This window comes from uncultured Oscillibacter sp. (assembly GCF_910584465.1).
GTDB lineage: Bacteria > Bacillota > Clostridia > Oscillospirales > Oscillospiraceae > Oscillibacter.
This window is the reverse complement of sequence record NZ_CAJUBK010000053.1, coordinates 1-15,265: the sequence shown is the minus strand read 5'-3', so window position 1 is coordinate 15,265 and position 15,265 is coordinate 1. Positions and strand designations below refer to the sequence as shown.

The 15,265-nt window shown below is 66.1% G+C and carries 11 protein-coding genes and 1 riboswitch; of the genes, 6 read left to right on the top strand and 5 right to left on the bottom strand.

The genetic code is table 11. The annotated features are described in order from the left end of the window. From ftsH to QZ332_RS10855, 4 genes are all read left to right on the top strand, one after another. A partial coding sequence (ftsH, locus tag QZ332_RS10870) for an ATP-dependent zinc metalloprotease FtsH (protein ID WP_295765216.1) occupies positions 1 to 2,142 on the top strand: 2,142 nt, incomplete at its 5' end. Beyond that, positions 2,139 to 2,660: a GNAT family N-acetyltransferase gene (locus QZ332_RS10865; protein ID WP_295765214.1), complete on the top strand. Its 522-nt coding sequence runs from the start codon at positions 2,139 to 2,141 to the stop codon at positions 2,658 to 2,660. The genes ftsH and QZ332_RS10865, both read left to right, overlap by 4 nt. A 93-nt stretch (positions 2,661 to 2,753) precedes the next feature. Then, positions 2,754 to 4,268: a 4-alpha-glucanotransferase gene (malQ, locus tag QZ332_RS10860; RefSeq protein WP_295765212.1), complete on the top strand. Its 1,515-nt coding sequence runs from the start codon at positions 2,754 to 2,756 to the stop codon at positions 4,266 to 4,268. Between the two features lie 153 nt (positions 4,269 to 4,421). Beyond that, the gene (locus QZ332_RS10855) at positions 4,422 to 6,161 is read left to right on the top strand and encodes a Na/Pi cotransporter family protein (RefSeq protein ID WP_295765210.1); all 1,740 of its coding nucleotides are present in this window, start codon (positions 4,422 to 4,424) and stop codon (positions 6,159 to 6,161) included. Positions 6,162 to 6,244: 83 nt separating this feature from the next. Here QZ332_RS10855 and QZ332_RS10850 read toward each other — a convergent pair whose 3' ends face one another. Continuing rightward, entirely contained in the window at positions 6,245 to 8,071 is a 1,827-nt protein-coding gene (locus tag QZ332_RS10850) for a peptidoglycan DD-metalloendopeptidase family protein (protein WP_295765208.1), read from the bottom strand. Positions 8,072 to 8,413: 342 nt separating this feature from the next. Here QZ332_RS10850 and pta point away from each other — a divergent pair, with 342 nt between their 5' ends. After that, positions 8,414 to 9,394, top strand: a complete 981-nt coding sequence (pta, locus tag QZ332_RS10845; protein WP_295765206.1) for a phosphate acetyltransferase — start codon at positions 8,414 to 8,416, stop codon at positions 9,392 to 9,394. A gap of 61 nt (positions 9,395 to 9,455) precedes the next feature. Here the strand turns inward: pta and QZ332_RS10840 are convergent, their stop codons facing one another. The 4 genes from QZ332_RS10840 to QZ332_RS10825 are packed head-to-tail and all read right to left on the bottom strand — an operon-like array spanning position 9,456 to position 13,612. Then, positions 9,456 to 10,313 (bottom strand): patatin family protein, encoded by an 858-nt coding sequence (locus tag QZ332_RS10840; RefSeq protein ID WP_295765204.1) that lies wholly within the window; start codon positions 10,311 to 10,313, stop codon positions 9,456 to 9,458. A gap of 37 nt (positions 10,314 to 10,350) precedes the next feature. Continuing rightward, positions 10,351 to 10,872, bottom strand: a complete 522-nt coding sequence (locus QZ332_RS10835; protein WP_295765202.1) for a hypothetical protein — start codon at positions 10,870 to 10,872, stop codon at positions 10,351 to 10,353. Beyond that, a complete protein-coding gene (locus QZ332_RS10830) occupies positions 10,869 to 12,737 on the bottom strand; it encodes an LTA synthase family protein (RefSeq protein ID WP_295765200.1) in 1,869 nt (622 codons plus the stop codon). Before QZ332_RS10830 ends, QZ332_RS10835 begins: the two co-directional genes overlap by 4 nt. A gap of 5 nt (positions 12,738 to 12,742) precedes the next feature. Further along, complete coding sequence (locus QZ332_RS10825) at positions 12,743 to 13,612, bottom strand: rhomboid family intramembrane serine protease (RefSeq protein ID WP_295765198.1); 870 nt, start codon at positions 13,610 to 13,612, stop codon at positions 12,743 to 12,745. A gap of 176 nt (positions 13,613 to 13,788) precedes the next feature. Further along, a riboswitch (SAM riboswitch) is annotated at positions 13,789 to 13,882 on the top strand. A 145-nt stretch (positions 13,883 to 14,027) separates the two neighbouring features. Between QZ332_RS10825 and metK the strand changes: the two genes are divergently transcribed. Beyond that, a complete protein-coding gene (gene metK / locus QZ332_RS10820; RefSeq protein WP_295765196.1) occupies positions 14,028 to 15,215 on the top strand; it encodes a methionine adenosyltransferase in 1,188 nt (395 codons plus the stop codon). Positions 15,216 to 15,265 lie beyond the last annotated feature (50 nt).

The window sequence follows — 15,265 nt, the reverse complement described above, 5'->3', positions numbered from 1 at the left end:
ATCCACCTGATCTGCTGGGCGGTGCTGCTGGCGGCCCTGGTGAGCTACGCCACCAGCTATATGACCAGCGTCGGCCACCAGGCCAGCTCCGTAGAGCTGGAATACAGCCAGTTCCTGAACATGCTGGACGCCGGCAGCGTCGCCGGAGTGGACTTCGACAACAGCGAGGCCATCCTCATCATCACCCCTGTGGACGGCTATGTCTACACGGACGAGGAGGGGACGGGATACACCAAGACCGTCCGGGAGGACGGCGCCGCCGTTTACACCTACACCAACCCCCTGGGCCTGGAGCAGGAGACCGCCCTGGAGCTGTTCACCGTCCAGCTGGAGTCCAACGATACCGTCGTCGCGCGCATCCAGGAGGCGGAGGGACAGACGGAGGACGGCAAGATCCGGGTCAACCAGGATTACAAGCCCCCCATGGGCACCCTCCAGCTGCTGCTGCTGAACATGGCCCCCTTCTTCATCATCATTTTGGTCATGAGCCTCGTCATGAGCTGGATGGCCAAAAAGGGCATGGGCGGCATCGGCGGCATCGGGGGCGTGGGCAAGTCCAACGCCAAGGTCTATATGGAGAAGTCCACCGGCGTCACCTTCCGGGACGTGGCGGGCCAGGACGAGGCCAAGGAGTCCCTGACGGAGATCATCGATTTCCTCCACAACCCCGGCAAGTACACCGAGATCGGCGCGAAGCTGCCCAAGGGCGCGCTCCTCGTCGGCCCTCCGGGCACCGGCAAGACCCTGCTGGCCAAGGCCGTGGCAGGGGAGGCGGGGGTCCCCTTCTTCTCCATCAGCGGCTCCGACTTCGTGGAGATGTTCGTGGGCGTGGGCGCGTCCCGGGTCCGGGACCTCTTCAAGGAGGCCAGCAAGGTCGCCCCCTGCATCGTCTTCATCGACGAGATCGACACCATCGGCAAGTCCCGCGACAACCGCATGGGCGGCAACGACGAGCGGGAGCAGACCCTGAACCAGCTCCTGGCGGAGATGGACGGCTTCGACCCCACCAAGGGCGTCATCCTCCTGGCGGCGACCAACCGCCCGGAGGTGCTGGACCAGGCCCTCCTGCGTCCCGGGCGCTTCGACCGGCGCATCACCATCGACCGGCCGAACCTGGCGGGGCGCGTCGCCACGCTGGAGGTCCACACCCGGAACATCCGCCTGGGCGAGGACGTGGATCTGAAGAAGGTCGCCCTGGCGACGGCGGGCTGCGTGGGCGCGGACCTTGCCAACCTGGTCAACGAGGCGGCCCTCCGGGCCGTGCGGAAGGGGCGGAAGCTGGTCAGCCAGGAGGATATGCTGGCCGCGTTCGAGCTGGTCATCGCCGGTACGGAGAAGAAGGGCAGCGTCCTCACGGAGTTCGAGAAGAAGCTGGTGGCCTATCACGAGGTCGGCCACGCCATGGTGGCCTATAAGCAGAAGAACACGGAGCCGGTGCAGAAGATCACCATCGTCCCCCATACCCAGGGCTCCCTGGGCTATACGCTGCTGATGCCCGAGGAGGACAAGACGGAGCTGCGGACGAAGGAAGAGCTGATGGCGAAGATCACCGTCTCCATGGGCGGCCGGGCCGCTGAGGAAGTGGTCATGGACACCATGACCAACGGCGCGTCCCAGGACATCCAGGACGCCACCAACGTGGCCCGGAACATGGTCGCCATGTTCGGCATGAGCGAGGAGTTCGGCATGATGGCCCTGGCCTCCCGCCGGAACCAGTATTTGGACGGCGGCTACGGCATGGACTGCGCCCAGGACACCGCCGCCGCCATGGATAAGGCCGTGAAGGTCATCCTGGACGAGTGCTATGAGACCGCCGTGGGGGTCATCCGGGAGAGCCGGGAGGACATGGACAAGGTGGTGGCCTACCTCCTGGAGAAGGAGACCATCACCGGCGCGGAGATGCTGGCCATCATCGAGGGCCGGGATCCGTCCCTGGTGGAGAGCCCCTACGCCTCCACCCGCCCGGCGGGGCGCGGCACGCCGGAGATCGAGCCGGCGGCGAAGAAGGTCCACATGATCTCGGAGAAGATCATGGCCCCGGAGGAGGCCGCGGCGCCGGGGGACGGGCCGGGGGCCCCGGACCCGGGACAGACGGAGGAGGCCCCGGAGACCACGGAGGAGAACGAGGAGGGAGAGACATGATCCGAAAAGCGACCGCCGCCGACCTGCCGGGGATCGGCGGGATCTACGACGCGATCTTCGACCTGGAGGAGCAGGGGGGCCCCGTCTACACCAACTGGCTCCGGGGGACCTATCCCACCGTGGAGACGGCCCGGCAGGTGCTGGAGGCCGGGACCCTCTACGTGGGCGAGGAGGACGGCGTCCTTTGGGGCGTGGCGAACCTCAACGATGTCCAGCTGCCGGAGTACGATAAGATCCCCTGGACCATCCCCGCCGGGCGGGAGGAGGTGGCCGTCATCCACACCATGTGCATCCATCCCGCCCAGTCCGGCAAGGGCTATGCCCGGCAGATGATCGCCTTCTGCGAGGAGACCGCCAGGGCCCAGGGGAAGACCGTCATGCGCTTCGACACCTGGGAGGGCAACGCCCCCGCTAACCACCTGTACCCCCGCCTGGGCTACCACCTCGCCGGGGGCACGGAGTTCTTCTTCCAGGGGTACATCCGCGAGATCTTGAACTGTTACGAGAAGGAACTGTGAAATACGACGCCCTCCGGTCCTTGACAACCGGGGGGCGTTTTCTTACAATAAGAGGAGCGGATCGCCCTGAAAACAGATATGGAGGTCTTGATCATGAAACGTTCAGCGGGCATTCTCCTGCCCATTTTTTCCCTGCCTTCGGAGTACGGCATCGGCTCCTTAGGGGCGGAGGCCCGTGCCTTCGCCAACTTCCTCCAGGACGCCGGACAGTCCTGGTGGCAGATCCTGCCCGTGGGGCCCGTGGGGGCGGGGGACTCCCCCTATGCCAGCGAGTCCACCTTCGCCGGGGAGCCCCTGTTCATCGACCTGGACCTGCTGGCGAAGGAGGGGCTGCTGACGGAGGAGGAGCTGGCCTCCGCCAAGACGGCGGCGGGGGACAAGGTGGACTACGCCGCCCTGAAACAGAGCCGGGAGCCCCTGCTGCGCAAAGCTTTCTCCCGCGTCAGCGGCGAGACGGCGGAGGCCGCCCGCGCCTTCGCGGAGCAGAACCCCTGGGTACGGGAATACGCCCTGTACCGGGCCGCCAAGCGGCGCTTCGGCGATCTGCCCTGGTTCGAGTGGCCCGACGAGGCCCTGCGGCGGCATGAGCCCTGGGCCGTGGAGCGCTGGCGGGTGGAGCTGGCGGAGGAGGTGGCCTTCCAGACCTGCGTCCAGCACTGGTTCTTCACCCAGTGGGCGGCGCTGAAGACCTACGTCAACGACTTGGGCCTGGGCCTCATCGGCGATCTGCCGATCTACGTCTCCCTGGACTCCGCCGACGTGTGGAGCGAGCGGAAGGAGTTCCTCCTGGACGAGGAGGGCCGGCCCCGGAAGGTGGCGGGCGTGCCGCCGGACTACTTCTCCGAGGACGGCCAGCTCTGGGGCAACCCGCTCTACGACTGGCCCGCCATGAAGCGGAACGGCTTCGGCTGGTGGATCCGCCGGGTGGAGGGCGCTTCCAAGCTCTTCGACATCATCCGGCTGGACCACTTCCGGGGGCTGGAGAGCTATTGGGCGGTCCCGGCGGGCTCCGAGACCGCCAGGACCGGCGCCTGGGAACGGGGCCCCGGCATGGACCTGCTGGGCGTGCTGACCAGCTGGTTCCACGGCATCGCCTTCATCGCCGAGGATCTGGGCATCCTGACGGACGATGTCCACAAGTTCCGGGAGGCTTCCGGCCTGCCGGGGATGAAGGTGCTGGAGTTCGCCTTCTCCGACCCCTCCAACGCCTACCTGCCCCACAACTATCAGCCCAACTGCGTCTGCTATACCGGCACCCACGACAACGATACCGCCGCCGGCTGGTACGCCTCCGCCGCCAAGCGGGAGCGGGCCTTCGCCGAGGAGTACCTGGGCGTCTCCGGAGCGGAGGAGACGCGGCTGGCCCTGCTCCGGGCGGGGCAGGGGAGCGTCGCCCAGCTGTTCGTGGCCCAGATGCAGGACTACCTGGGCCTTGGCAGCGAGAGCCGGATCAACGTCCCCGGTGTGGCCAGCGGCAACTGGCGCTGGCGGCTGCTCCCCGGCCAGGCCGGGGCGGAGCTGGCGGAGGAGATCCGCGCCATGACCGCCCGGTACGGCCGGTGCCCCTGGAGAGCGGGATCGGAGACTGACGGAACGGATAAAACTTGATGCGCGTAGTTGTTTAATACGCCGAATATTTGCGCAAAATTTACATTTGTGGAAAGTGCCGCTATCCTGCTGTGAGGTCTTACATATATAATGGGACCGTCACATAAGATGGAGCGTCCGCGTTGAGGCGGACGCGGAAGCGAGGAACGTTTCATGGATATTTTTTCCCTGTTCACCCTCTGCGGTGGTCTGGCCTTCTTCCTGTACGGCATGACTACCATGTCCAAGAGCCTGGAGAAGATGGCCGGCGGCCGTCTGGAGCGGCTCTTGAAGCGCATGACCTCCAACCCCATCAAGGGCCTGCTCCTGGGCGCGGGCATCACCATCGCCATCCAGTCGTCCTCGGCGGTGACCGTGATGCTGGTGGGCATGGTGAACTCCGGCGTGATGGAGCTGGGGCAGACCATCGGCGTGATCATGGGATCCAACGTGGGCACCACGCTGACGGCCTGGATCTTGGCCCTGACGGGCATCGAGAGCGAGAGCATCCTGCTGAACATGCTCAAGCCGGAGAACTTCTCGCCCCTCTTCGCCCTGGCGGGCATCCTGCTCATCATGGGCTCGAAGCGCCAGAGGCGGCGGGACGTGGGGCGGATCCTCATCGGCTTCGCCATCTTGATGTCCGGCATGGAGATGATGAAGGACTCCGTCAGCCCCCTGGCAGACATGCCGGGCTTCTCCGAGCTGTTGACGGCCTTCCAAAACCCCCTGCTGGGCGTGCTGGTGGGCGCGGTGTTCACCGCCGTCATCCAGTCCTCGGCGGCGTCCGTGGGCATCCTGCAGGCCCTGGCCCTCACGGGGTCCCTGAGCTACGGCATGGCGATCCCCATCATCATGGGGCAAAACATCGGGACCTGCGTGACGGCGCTCATCTCCTCCATCGGCGTGTCCAGGGGGGCGAAACGGGTGTCCATCATCCACATCTCCTTCAACGTCATCGGCACCACCGTGGGGCTGATCCTCTTCTATGGCGGGGACATGATCTTCCAGTTCCCCTTCATGGACGCGGCCATCGGCGCGGGCGGCATCGCCCTGTGCCACACGATCTTCAACGTCTTCACCACCGTGCTGCTGCTGCCCTTCTCCCGCCAGCTGGAGATGCTGGCGCGGGCGGCTATCAAAGAAGGGGACAAGGCCCAGGAGTTCGCCTTCCTGGATCCCCTGCTCCTCCGGACCCCCGGCGCGGCGGTCAGCGAGTGCGTCGTGCAGACCTGCGAGATGGGCGCCCTGGCGCGGAAGAGCCTGCTGGCCTCCCTGGGGCAGCTCTCCCATTATGACGGGGCCCTGGAGACGGAGCTCCTGGAGGACGAGGACAAGCTGGACATCTACGAGGACCGCCTCAGCGGCTACCTGGTGCAGATCTCCCAGCACGGCGTCTCCATGGAGGACATCCACACCGTCTCCCGCCTGCTCCACGCCATCGGCGACTTCGAGCGCATCGGCGACCACGCCCTGAACATCCAGGAGTCCGCGCGGGAGCTCCACGAGAAGGGCCTCAGCTTCTCCGGCTCCGCCGAGGCGGAGCTGCGGGTGCTGGAGCGGGCCCTGGAGGACATCCTGACCGCCTCCGTGGAGTGCTTCAAGGCGGACGACCCCGCCGCCGCCCGGAAGGTGGAGCCCCTGGAGGAGACGATCGACCGGCTCACCGCGGAGATCCGGGACCGGCACATCCGCCGCCTCCAGAACGGCGAGTGCACCGTCCAGCTGGGCTTCATCCTCAGCGACCTGCTGACGAATCTGGAGCGGGTCAGCGACCACTGCTCCAACATCGCCGTCTGCGTCATCGAGGAGCGGGAGGACGAACAGCGTCACGCCTACCTCCACGACCTCAAGGCCGCCGGGGCTTTCGCGGCGGATCTGGACGAGGATCTTGAAAAGTACAAGCTGCCCTGAGGCCGGCCGAAGGGCAAAAGGACCGCCGGAGCGTCCAAGACGCTCCGGCGGTCTTCTCTGCGTGGATCTTGAAGATCGGCCCTCTACAGGTAATTCAGCGGGTTCCGGGCCACGCCGTTGTAACGGATCTCGAAGTGGCAGTGATTGCCGGTGGAGTTGCCGGTGGAGCCGGCCCGGGCGATCTGCTGGCCCTTGTAGACCTTGGCGCCCACGGAGACAGTCAGGCTGCTGTTGTGGCCGTACCGGGTCACATAGCCGTTGCCGTGGTCGATCTGGACCAGGTAGCCATAGCCGCTCATCCACCCGGAGTAGGTGACGGTGCCGCCGTCCGCGGCGTAGATGGGCGTCCCGTAGGGGACCGCGATGTCGATGCCCTTGTGGTTCGTGGAGCCGATGCCGCCGGGGGACTTCCGTCCGCCGAAGCGGGAGGAGATGCGGCCCGTGGTGGGCCAGCGGAAGGTGCCGGTGGGCAGCCAGGTGGGCCGGTCCTTGGTGCCCCGGAGACGGTACTCCGTGATGGGGTCCCGGAGGGTGACGCTGGAGAGGACCGTCCGCTCGGTCTCGGCGCCGTTGATATAGGTGACGTTCGCCACGGTGTCCGCCGCGCCGAACTCACCGGCGGAGGTGACCTTGTAGTCGCCCTTATAGAGGTCGGGGCTGTCCGTGTACTCCACGTCGAAGGCCACGGTGTCCACATAGCGCTCCTGCTGGACCACGGTCATGGTCAGGTAGGGCACGGAGGCGGACATGGTCAAGATCTCGCCGATCTGCAGCTTGTCGATGTCGTAGCCGGGGTTCAGGTCCAGCAGCTCCTTCGAGGTGAGGCCGTGGTCCTCGGCGATCTCGGACCAGGTGTCGCCCTTGGCGACGGTGTAGGTGACCTCGGCGGTCTTCGTGCTGTAAAGGGTCTCCGCCAGATACCCCAGGTTCATCAGGTCGGCGGTGGGGACATACTCCGCCTTGATGTCCACGTCCTCGGCGAAGGAGACGGAGATGGTGCCCTCGTTGGTGGCGGAGAGCTGGATCTGCTCCAGCAGCTGATCCAGCGCCCCCTTATAGGGCGTGGCGCCGATGCGCTCCCCGTCCACGTACAGGCAGTAGGCGGCGGTGACCATGCCGACCTCCTGGCTCAGCTCCTCCTCATAGGTCTCTTTGTCCACCAGGTCCTCGCGGCGGAGGAGGCCGGAGGAATATTGGATCAGGGAGTCGTCGATGGTGAAGCTCCGCCCCAGGGTCCGGGCGGTGACCTCCTCCAGGTCGGCGCGGGCCTCCTCCGCCTCCTTCTGGTCGGCCAGGGAGCCCAGGACCTTGCCGTCATAGGTGACGGTGACGCCGTTGGTATAGGTGGAGAAGAACAGCAGCACCCCGGCCAGGACGCAGCCCCCGCCAAGGAAGACCAGGGGATGGATCCGCCAGCGCCGCTTTTTCTGGGCGCTCTGGGCGCTCTTCTGCCGGGAGGCGCTGTGCTTTTGCAGGACCCGCTCCTGGAGGAGGCTCCCCCACATGGGCAGCAGCCCCCAGAGGAACAGCAGCAGCTGGATGGGCAGCCGCTCGGACTCCGGAAAGCGGTGGGCCTTGTTCTCCCGGACGATGCGCCGCCACCGGCGGCGGAAATGCAGGCGTCTTTCGGCGATGGTGTAGTGGCGCTCGCCGCCGCCCTCCAGATGCTCCGGCTGTTTGCGGGGGGCGCTGCGGTGGGGGGCGCGGCCCTCCCGGCCCCGCCGCTGGGCGCGGCGCCGCTCCGGCTTGCGGTCCTTCGGGTCCCGGGCCTCCGGCTCCCAATCCCGGATGGAGGGGGGGAGGTCCCACTCCTGCCAGGGGCTCCAGCCCTCCGGCTTCGGCGGACCGTCCGGGTCTCCGCCCTGGCCGGGCGGCGTCTGGATGGTGGATCGTTTGATGTCTTCGCTCATAGGTCTCCTCGTATACGGCCCGCGCCCTTCCGACGGAGGCCGGCGGAGCGGGAGGTCTTTAAAAAGTTACAATTTGTTACCGATGCTTATCATACCGCTTTTTCGTCTTCCCGTCAAGTCCCAGAAAAAGCAAAAAACGGGGCCCTTGGCGGATCTTTGCCCGTTTCCGACGGGGGACGACGGGGACGGATGGGACCAGTGTGCCACATCGGGCCTGGGAATTGATGACAGATCCGTGAATTTTTATGGGATCGCTCCAAATTTTTGGATTGACCGAGGCGGGCAAAGGTGTATAATGGTACCATGAATCTCAGCAGACGCTGTACATCTGGAGGAAGAGACATGTTTGAATTTCTGATCAAAAAGCTGAAAGCCCATCCCCGCAAGATCGTGTTCACCGAGGGCACCGATCCCCGGATCCTGGAGGCCGCGGCCCGGCTGCTGTCCGCCACGTTCCTGATGCCCGTCCTGGTGGGGGATCGGGAGGAGATCCTGGCCGCCGCCGAGGAGGTGGGCTTCAACGTCAAGGGCGCGGAGATCCTGGATCCCGAGACCTTCGAGGACATGGACAGGATGGTCGCCGAGATGGTGGCCCTCCGCAAGGGCAAGATGACCGAGGACCAGTGCCGCGCCGCCCTGAAGCAGGGCAACTACTTCGGCACCATGCTGGTGAAGATGGGCTACGCCGACGCTCTGCTGGGCGGCGCTACCTACTCCACCGCCGACACGGTCCGTCCCGCCCTCCAGCTCATCAAGACGAAGCCGGGCTGCAAGATCGTGTCCAGCTGCTTCATCCTGGTCCGCCCCTCCGCCACCGGCGATCCCGACGTGTTCGCCATGGCGGACTGCGCCATCAACATCAAGCCCTCCGAGGACGAGCTGGTGGAGATCGCCGTGGAGACCGTGGCCACGGCCCGGACCTTCGGCATCGACCCCAAGGTGGCCTTCCTCAGCTATTCCACCCACGGCTCCGGCGCGGGCGAGGACGTGGACAAGATGCGCAGCGCCTGCGAGAAGGCGAAGTTCTCCCTCCCCGGCGTGGTGGTCGACGGCGAGCTGCAGTTCGACGCCGCCGTGTCTCCCCGCGTGATGCGGACCAAGTGCCCCGACTCCCCCGTCCATGGCAACGCCAACACCTTCATCTTCCCCGACATCAACGCGGGCAACATCGGCTATAAGATCTGCCAGCGCATGGGCGGCTTCGACGCTTACGGCCCCATCCTCCAGGGCCTCAACGCCCCCATCAACGACCTCTCCCGCGGCTGCAACGCCCAGGAGGTCTACTCCATGGCGATCATCACCGCCGGCCTCTGCGAGGACTGAGCGGGACTTCAGGATATCCGGGATAAGGAAGAGGAGCGGCTCTCGAGCCGCTCCTCTTTTCCTACTCCTTCGTCCAAAACTCCCGGATCCGGTCGATCTCCCGCCGTCCGTCGAAATACCCCTCCTGCCACAGGGCGCGGATGGTGTCCAGGTCCTTCTCCGTCCGGGAACAGCCCAGGGTGTCCTTCGGGGCGACGATCAGGACCTTCCCCTCCCGCTCCAGGGCGAACAGCTCCTCCCGGCAGGCGTTGTACCGCTCGGAACGGGTCCGCATGGTCTCCTGGAACCGGGGGTACCGCTTGAAGGCGCGGGCGATCATCCGGTCTGCCTTGCCGGGCTTCTTGCAGTAGTCCCGCTCCCGGGTCAGCACCACCACCACCCGGTCGAAGCCCTGGTCCAGAGCGTGCCGCCAGGGGATGGCGTCGGCGCAGCCGCCGTCCAGACAGGGCCGGCCGTCCAGGCGGATGATGGGGAACATCAGCGGGATGGCGCAGGTGGCCTGGAGGAGCAGGTTGTGCTCGTCCCGCCGGGGCACGGGCAGGTAGTCCGCCTCTCCGGTCTCCAGGTCCGTCACCACGGCCTCCACCCGGCCGGGGTACGCCTCGAAGGCGTCGTAGTCGAAGGGGATCAGCTCGTTGGGGATGGTCTCATAGGCGAACCGGAGGCCGAAATAGGAGCGGTTCTCAGGGTCCGCCAGGTTCCGCCAGCCCATATAGCGGCGGTCGCCCGCGTAGCGGCAGATCAGCTGCAGGTTCCGGCGGCTCTGCCGGGAGAGGTAGCTGACGCCGTAGGCGATCCCGGCGGAGACGCCCAGGGTGTAGTCCGGCAGGGGGAGGCCGCCGTCTAAAAAGGCGTCGCAGACGCCGGAGGAGTAGATGGTCCGCAGGGCGCCGCCCTCCAGGACCAGTGCAGTTTTCATGGTCGGTATCACCTCGAAAGATCTATAGATACAGGGTTCAAGGACGGAGCAGGTGCTTTTTCAGCTTCCAGTGCCAGATGACGGTCAGGCGGGCCAGCGTGCGGTCCACGAGCAGGAAGACCACGTTCCCCATGACCAGCAGCGCCGCGTTGAAGATCCAGGCGGCCTCCAGCAGGTCCGCCGTCAGGCCCATGATCCGCAGGACCAGGCCGTACAGCAAAAGGGCGGCGGCGTTGCAGACCAGCAGCCGGAGCGCCAGCCGCAGGAGGCGGGAGGGCAGGGCGGCAATCTTGGGCCGGAGGATGGGGTACCAGCCGAAGAACAGGTATACCAGGGCGGTCTCCCGGTCCGGCGTCAGCAGGAGGCCCAGGATGGCCGCGGCGGCGTAGGCCGTCCCGGCGGCCTTGGGCCCCAGCTCCTCCAGCACCGGGAGGAGCGCCGCCATCGCCAGGATGGGGCCGCAGAGGACCGCGGCGGGGATGATGCCGCCCAAGGCCAGGAAGGCGACCGCCAGGGCGGTCAGCACGCCGCTGAGGGCGACGGCGCGGCTCTTCTTCATGGGAGCTCCTTGTACCGGAGCTTGTAATAGCTCCACCGCCGCCATTTCCGGAGGAGCTCCTGCTGCTCGTCGGTGAGGTCCTCGGCGAGGGCGCCGCCGGAGAGCAGACAGGTCCCCCCCTGCACCACCGGCAGCTCCCGGCGGAGGTCGTTCAGGAAGGAGAACCAGGGGCTCTCCTCCTTCCGGCCCGTCAGCTCCAGCACCGCCGCCCCCAGGAAGCTGGCGGAGAGGGACTCCGGCAGTCCCAGGGACTCCACGGCCTCCTCCCAGGAGAGGAGGTCCGCCGCCGTGTCGTTGGCCCAGATGACATAGGGGGTCTTGTAGGGGGAGAAGGGGTCCAGCGGATCTTGGGCGGCGACGTCCAGGCCCAGCTCCGAATAGGCCAGCATGTTGTCCCCCAGATAGGGCAGGTGGTCCCCCCAGTAGACCAGGACGACGGGCTCGTCCTGGGCGACGAAGTACCGCCAGAGACGGCCCAGCATGGCGTCCGCGTCCCGGACGCCCTCCACGTAGACCCGGAGGAGCGTCTCCGCCTCCTCCGACAGGGGGACGGAGACCTGCGCCGGGGGGAAGTCGTAGTCCGGGCCGTATTTGTCGGCGGTGTAGGACATGTGGTTTTGGATCGTCGTCGTGTAGTGGAAGACGGGGCCCGCGGCCTGTTCGAACCGCTCCTCGATGAGGCCGGCGGTGTAATCGTCCGTGACCCAGCGGCCTTTGTACACGGGGTCCTCCATGCCGCCGATGAAGAGCGTCTCCTCCGCGCCGAGCCAGCGGTAGACGTTCTCCCGGTTGTAGAACCAGTTGTCGCCGGGGTGGTGGAAGGAGGTCTCGTACCCGTCGGCGGCGAAGACCCGGAAGAGGCTGTCCAGGTCCCGGTCGATCACCCGCAGGGCGGATGTGGAGGAGGCGGAGAGGGCGTTGGTCTGCATCCCGGTCAGCACGTCGAACTCCGTGTTCGCGGTGCCGCCCGCGAAGCCCGGGACGACGACGTGCCCGCAGAGGGCGTGGGGGTCCTCCCGCAGGGCGTGGAGGTTGGGGAGGGGGTCGTCCTCCCGGCCGTAGGTGAAGACGTCCGCGTCCGTGATGTCGGAGAACGCCTCGTTCATCACCATGACCACGCTGACGGGCTTGCCCAGGCCCGGCTGCTCCCCGGTCTCCCAGGCCGCGGCCGCGGAACGGTCGAAGCCCTCGGGCCGGTCCACCAGATAGGTGGTGAAGTGGTGGCAGAAGGCGTAGGGGAAGCCCAGGTCGTTGAAGACGCCGGGGACGTAGTTCGAATTATGGACCTTGAAGGACAGGTAGAGGTCCCTGGAGGCGTAGACCGTCAAGATCAGCCCCGTCAAAACGGCGAAGCTGGCCGCGGCCCCCAGGAGACGGCCCGCCCAGCCCCGGAGCCTCTCCACGGGGAAGGGCCCGCAGGCGATGAAACAGCCCGCGGCGAAGAGGACGGCGGTGATCAGGACCACCGCCGCGATCTGCACGGCCGGGTAGCGGATGTCGTAGTTCCCCAGGGCGCTGCCCACCTCCTTCAGCAGGGCGAAGTCCCGGGGGAACACCGGTTCGTCCCGGACCTCGATCTTCACCCGGTTGGCGATGGACAGGGCGCAGACGGCGAAGTTCACCAGGGCCGCGCCGAAGAAGACATTGCGCAGCAGACACGCCGCCGCCAGCACCAAAAGGCCCACGGGCAGGGCGTTGAGGACGATCAGCAGGGGCTGGCGGAGGAAGCCGGAGATTAGGCTCCGGAAGGCATTGGGCTGGCACCAGAGGGCCAGGAGGGTGATGCCTCCGCTGAGCAGCACCGCCGCCAGGAGGGCCTGGGGCAGGGAGAGGCGGTATTTGGGCCTGGAAAATGGATCTTTCAAACGGGTCACTCCTTGAAATGCTCGTGGTCGAGGATATGGTCCATGCAGAAGCAGTGGTATCCGGCGCACTTGGAGCAGTAGCGGAACTCCAGATCCGGATACTCGGTGTCGGTCCGGCCGCAGACGGAGCACTTGTGGCGGTAGCCCTGCTGGGACTCCTTCTTCCGCTGCTGGCGGACGGCGCTTTTGAACTGGATGGTCTGGTGGGAGTTCCGGTGCCGGGCGAAGCTCCGCCGCCGGTCGATCTGGTCCACGATGTCGCACCAGAAGAAGACCAGGAAGTTCAGCAGGGCCACCACGGGCAGCAGGGCGCTGAGCCAGCTCCCCCGCAGCAGCGCGGCGGCGGCGTCCACGGCGAAGAGGGCGATGTCCGCCAGGGCCAGCCACTTGGCCTTGACGGGGATGATGTAGAGCAGCATCAGCTGGGCGTCGGGGTACAGCGCGGCGAAGGCCAGGAACATGGACATGCCCACGTAATAGGTCCCCAGGATGAAGCTGTATCCGAAGGCGTAATGGCTGATGATGCCGGTGAGGATGGTCAGGACCACACCGGAGAGATAATAGAGGTTGAACTTCGGTGTGCCCCACTCCCGCTCCAGCATGGTGCCGATGAACCACATGAAGTAGAGGGAGAGGATGAGGTTGAAGGGCTGCAGGCTCTCCGGGACGAAGATGAAGCTCACCAGCCGCCAGATCTGGCCCCGGAGGACCGCCCCCCACTCGAAGCCCAGGAAGTAGACGGCCTCTCCGTTGGTCATGCGCAGGAGGAAGAACATGGCGGCGTTCCCGATGATGATGAAGCGCATCAGGTTGGGTATGCCGAAGTTCGGGTGCCGGAGCGCGAAGCGCTCCATGGCGCTGTTCAGCTTTCTCAAGGGGATCCCCTCCGATCGATAGCAGAGTGTTTAAGGAGCATTATACCCTGTTCGATGGAAAAAGTCACCTACATTTTTTGAACATTGGCACGGGAGGGGAAAAATCCCTTCAAAAATAGGGCCGGCCCCCTTGACAAACGGACAAGGTCTGTTAAAATGGATTCAACAAGTCCATATCCTTATCGAGAGTGGCGGAGGGAACGGCCCAATGAAGCCACGGCAACCTGCGCTTTGAAAGGTGCCAAATCCGGCGGAAACGACAGATGAGGAGCGAGGATCATTTCCCGCGCGTCTCGCCGCCGAGACGTGCGGCTTTCTTTGCGCGTCCTGCCTGCCGTCCGGCCGCCACAATTTCATCCCAGCGCGCGGGAGAGAGGAAGCGCGCCGCTCTTGCACGAGCGGAAAGGAGCACATCATGGGTAGACATTATCTCTTCACCTCCGAGTCCGTCACCGAGGGGCATCCCGACAAGATCTGCGACCAGATCTCCGACGCGGTCCTGGACGCCATCATGGCCCAGGATCCCCAGGGCCGCGTGGCCTGCGAGACGACCGCCTGCACCGGCCTCATCCACGTCATGGGCGAGATCACCACCAGCTGCTATGTGGACATCGACAAGATCGCCCGGGAGGTCGTCCGGGACATCGGCTATGACCGGGGCAAGTACGGCTTCGACTGCGACACCTGCGGCGTCATCACCTCCATCGACGAGCAATCCGCCGATATCGCCCTGGGCGTGGACAAGTCCCTGGAGAACAAGAACCATGAGGAGAGCGAGCTGAACCACGGCGCCGGCGACCAGGGCATGATGTTCGGCTACGCCTGCGACGAGACCCCGGAGCTGATGCCCCTGCCCCTGTCCCTGGCCCAGAAGCTGTGCCTCCAGATGACCAAGGTCCGCAAGAGCGGCCTCGTCTCCTACATGCGCCCGGACGGCAAGAGCCAGGTCACCGTGGAATACGACGAGGACAACGTCCCCGTCCGCATCGACACCGTGGTCATCTCCACCCAGCACAACCCCGACGTGACCCTGGAGCAGATCCGCCGGGATATGATCAACCTCGTCGCCAAGGAGGTCCTCCCCGCCGAGCTGCTGGACGAGGACACCAAATATTACGTGAACCCCACCGGCCGCTTCGTCAAGGGCGGCCCCGCCGCGGACGCGGGCCTGACGGGCCGGAAGATCATCGTCGATACATACGGCGGCAGCGCCCCCCACGGCGGCGGCTGCTTCTCCGGCAAGGACCCCACCAAGGTGGACCGTTCCGCCGCCTACGCCGCCCGCTGGGTCGCCAAGAACATCGTGGCCGCCGGCCTCGCCAAGCGCTGCCAGATCGAGCTGGCCTACGCCATCGGCGTGGCGAAGCCCGTGAGCATCATGGTGGAGACCTTCGGCACCGGCACCGTCAGCGACGGCAAGCTGGAAGAGGCCGTGGGCAAGGTCTTCGACCTGCGCCCCACCGCCATCATCCGCGACCTGGATCTGCGCAAGCCCATCTACCGCAAGCTGGCCGCTTACGGCCACATGGGCCGGGAGGACCTGGGCGTGGCCTGGGAGAAGACCGACCGGGTGGAGGCGCTGAAGGCCGCTGTGAAGGAGTAAGCCTGTTATATCCTGCTGAGAGAGGCGGGGGGGGGGGGGGGGGGGGGGGG

Excerpts from the sequence above, each read along its gene's own strand:
- QZ332_RS10840 (WP_295765204.1), bottom strand. The coding sequence starts at position 10,313 with ATGAAAACTGCACTGGTCCTGGAGGGCGGCGCCCTGCGGACCATCTAC.
- QZ332_RS10850 (WP_295765208.1), bottom strand. The coding sequence starts at position 8,071 with ATGAGCGAAGACATCAAACGATCCACCATCCAGACGCCGCCCGGCCAG.
- QZ332_RS10865 (WP_295765214.1), top strand. The coding sequence starts at position 2,139 with ATGATCCGAAAAGCGACCGCCGCCGACCTGCCGGGGATCGGCGGGATC.
- metK (WP_295765196.1), top strand. The coding sequence starts at position 14,028 with ATGGGTAGACATTATCTCTTCACCTCCGAGTCCGTCACCGAGGGGCAT.
- malQ (WP_295765212.1), top strand. The coding sequence starts at position 2,754 with ATGAAACGTTCAGCGGGCATTCTCCTGCCCATTTTTTCCCTGCCTTCG.
- pta (WP_295765206.1), top strand. The coding sequence starts at position 8,414 with ATGTTTGAATTTCTGATCAAAAAGCTGAAAGCCCATCCCCGCAAGATC.
- QZ332_RS10835 (WP_295765202.1), bottom strand. The coding sequence starts at position 10,872 with ATGAAGAAGAGCCGCGCCGTCGCCCTCAGCGGCGTGCTGACCGCCCTG.
- QZ332_RS10855 (WP_295765210.1), top strand. The coding sequence starts at position 4,422 with ATGGATATTTTTTCCCTGTTCACCCTCTGCGGTGGTCTGGCCTTCTTC.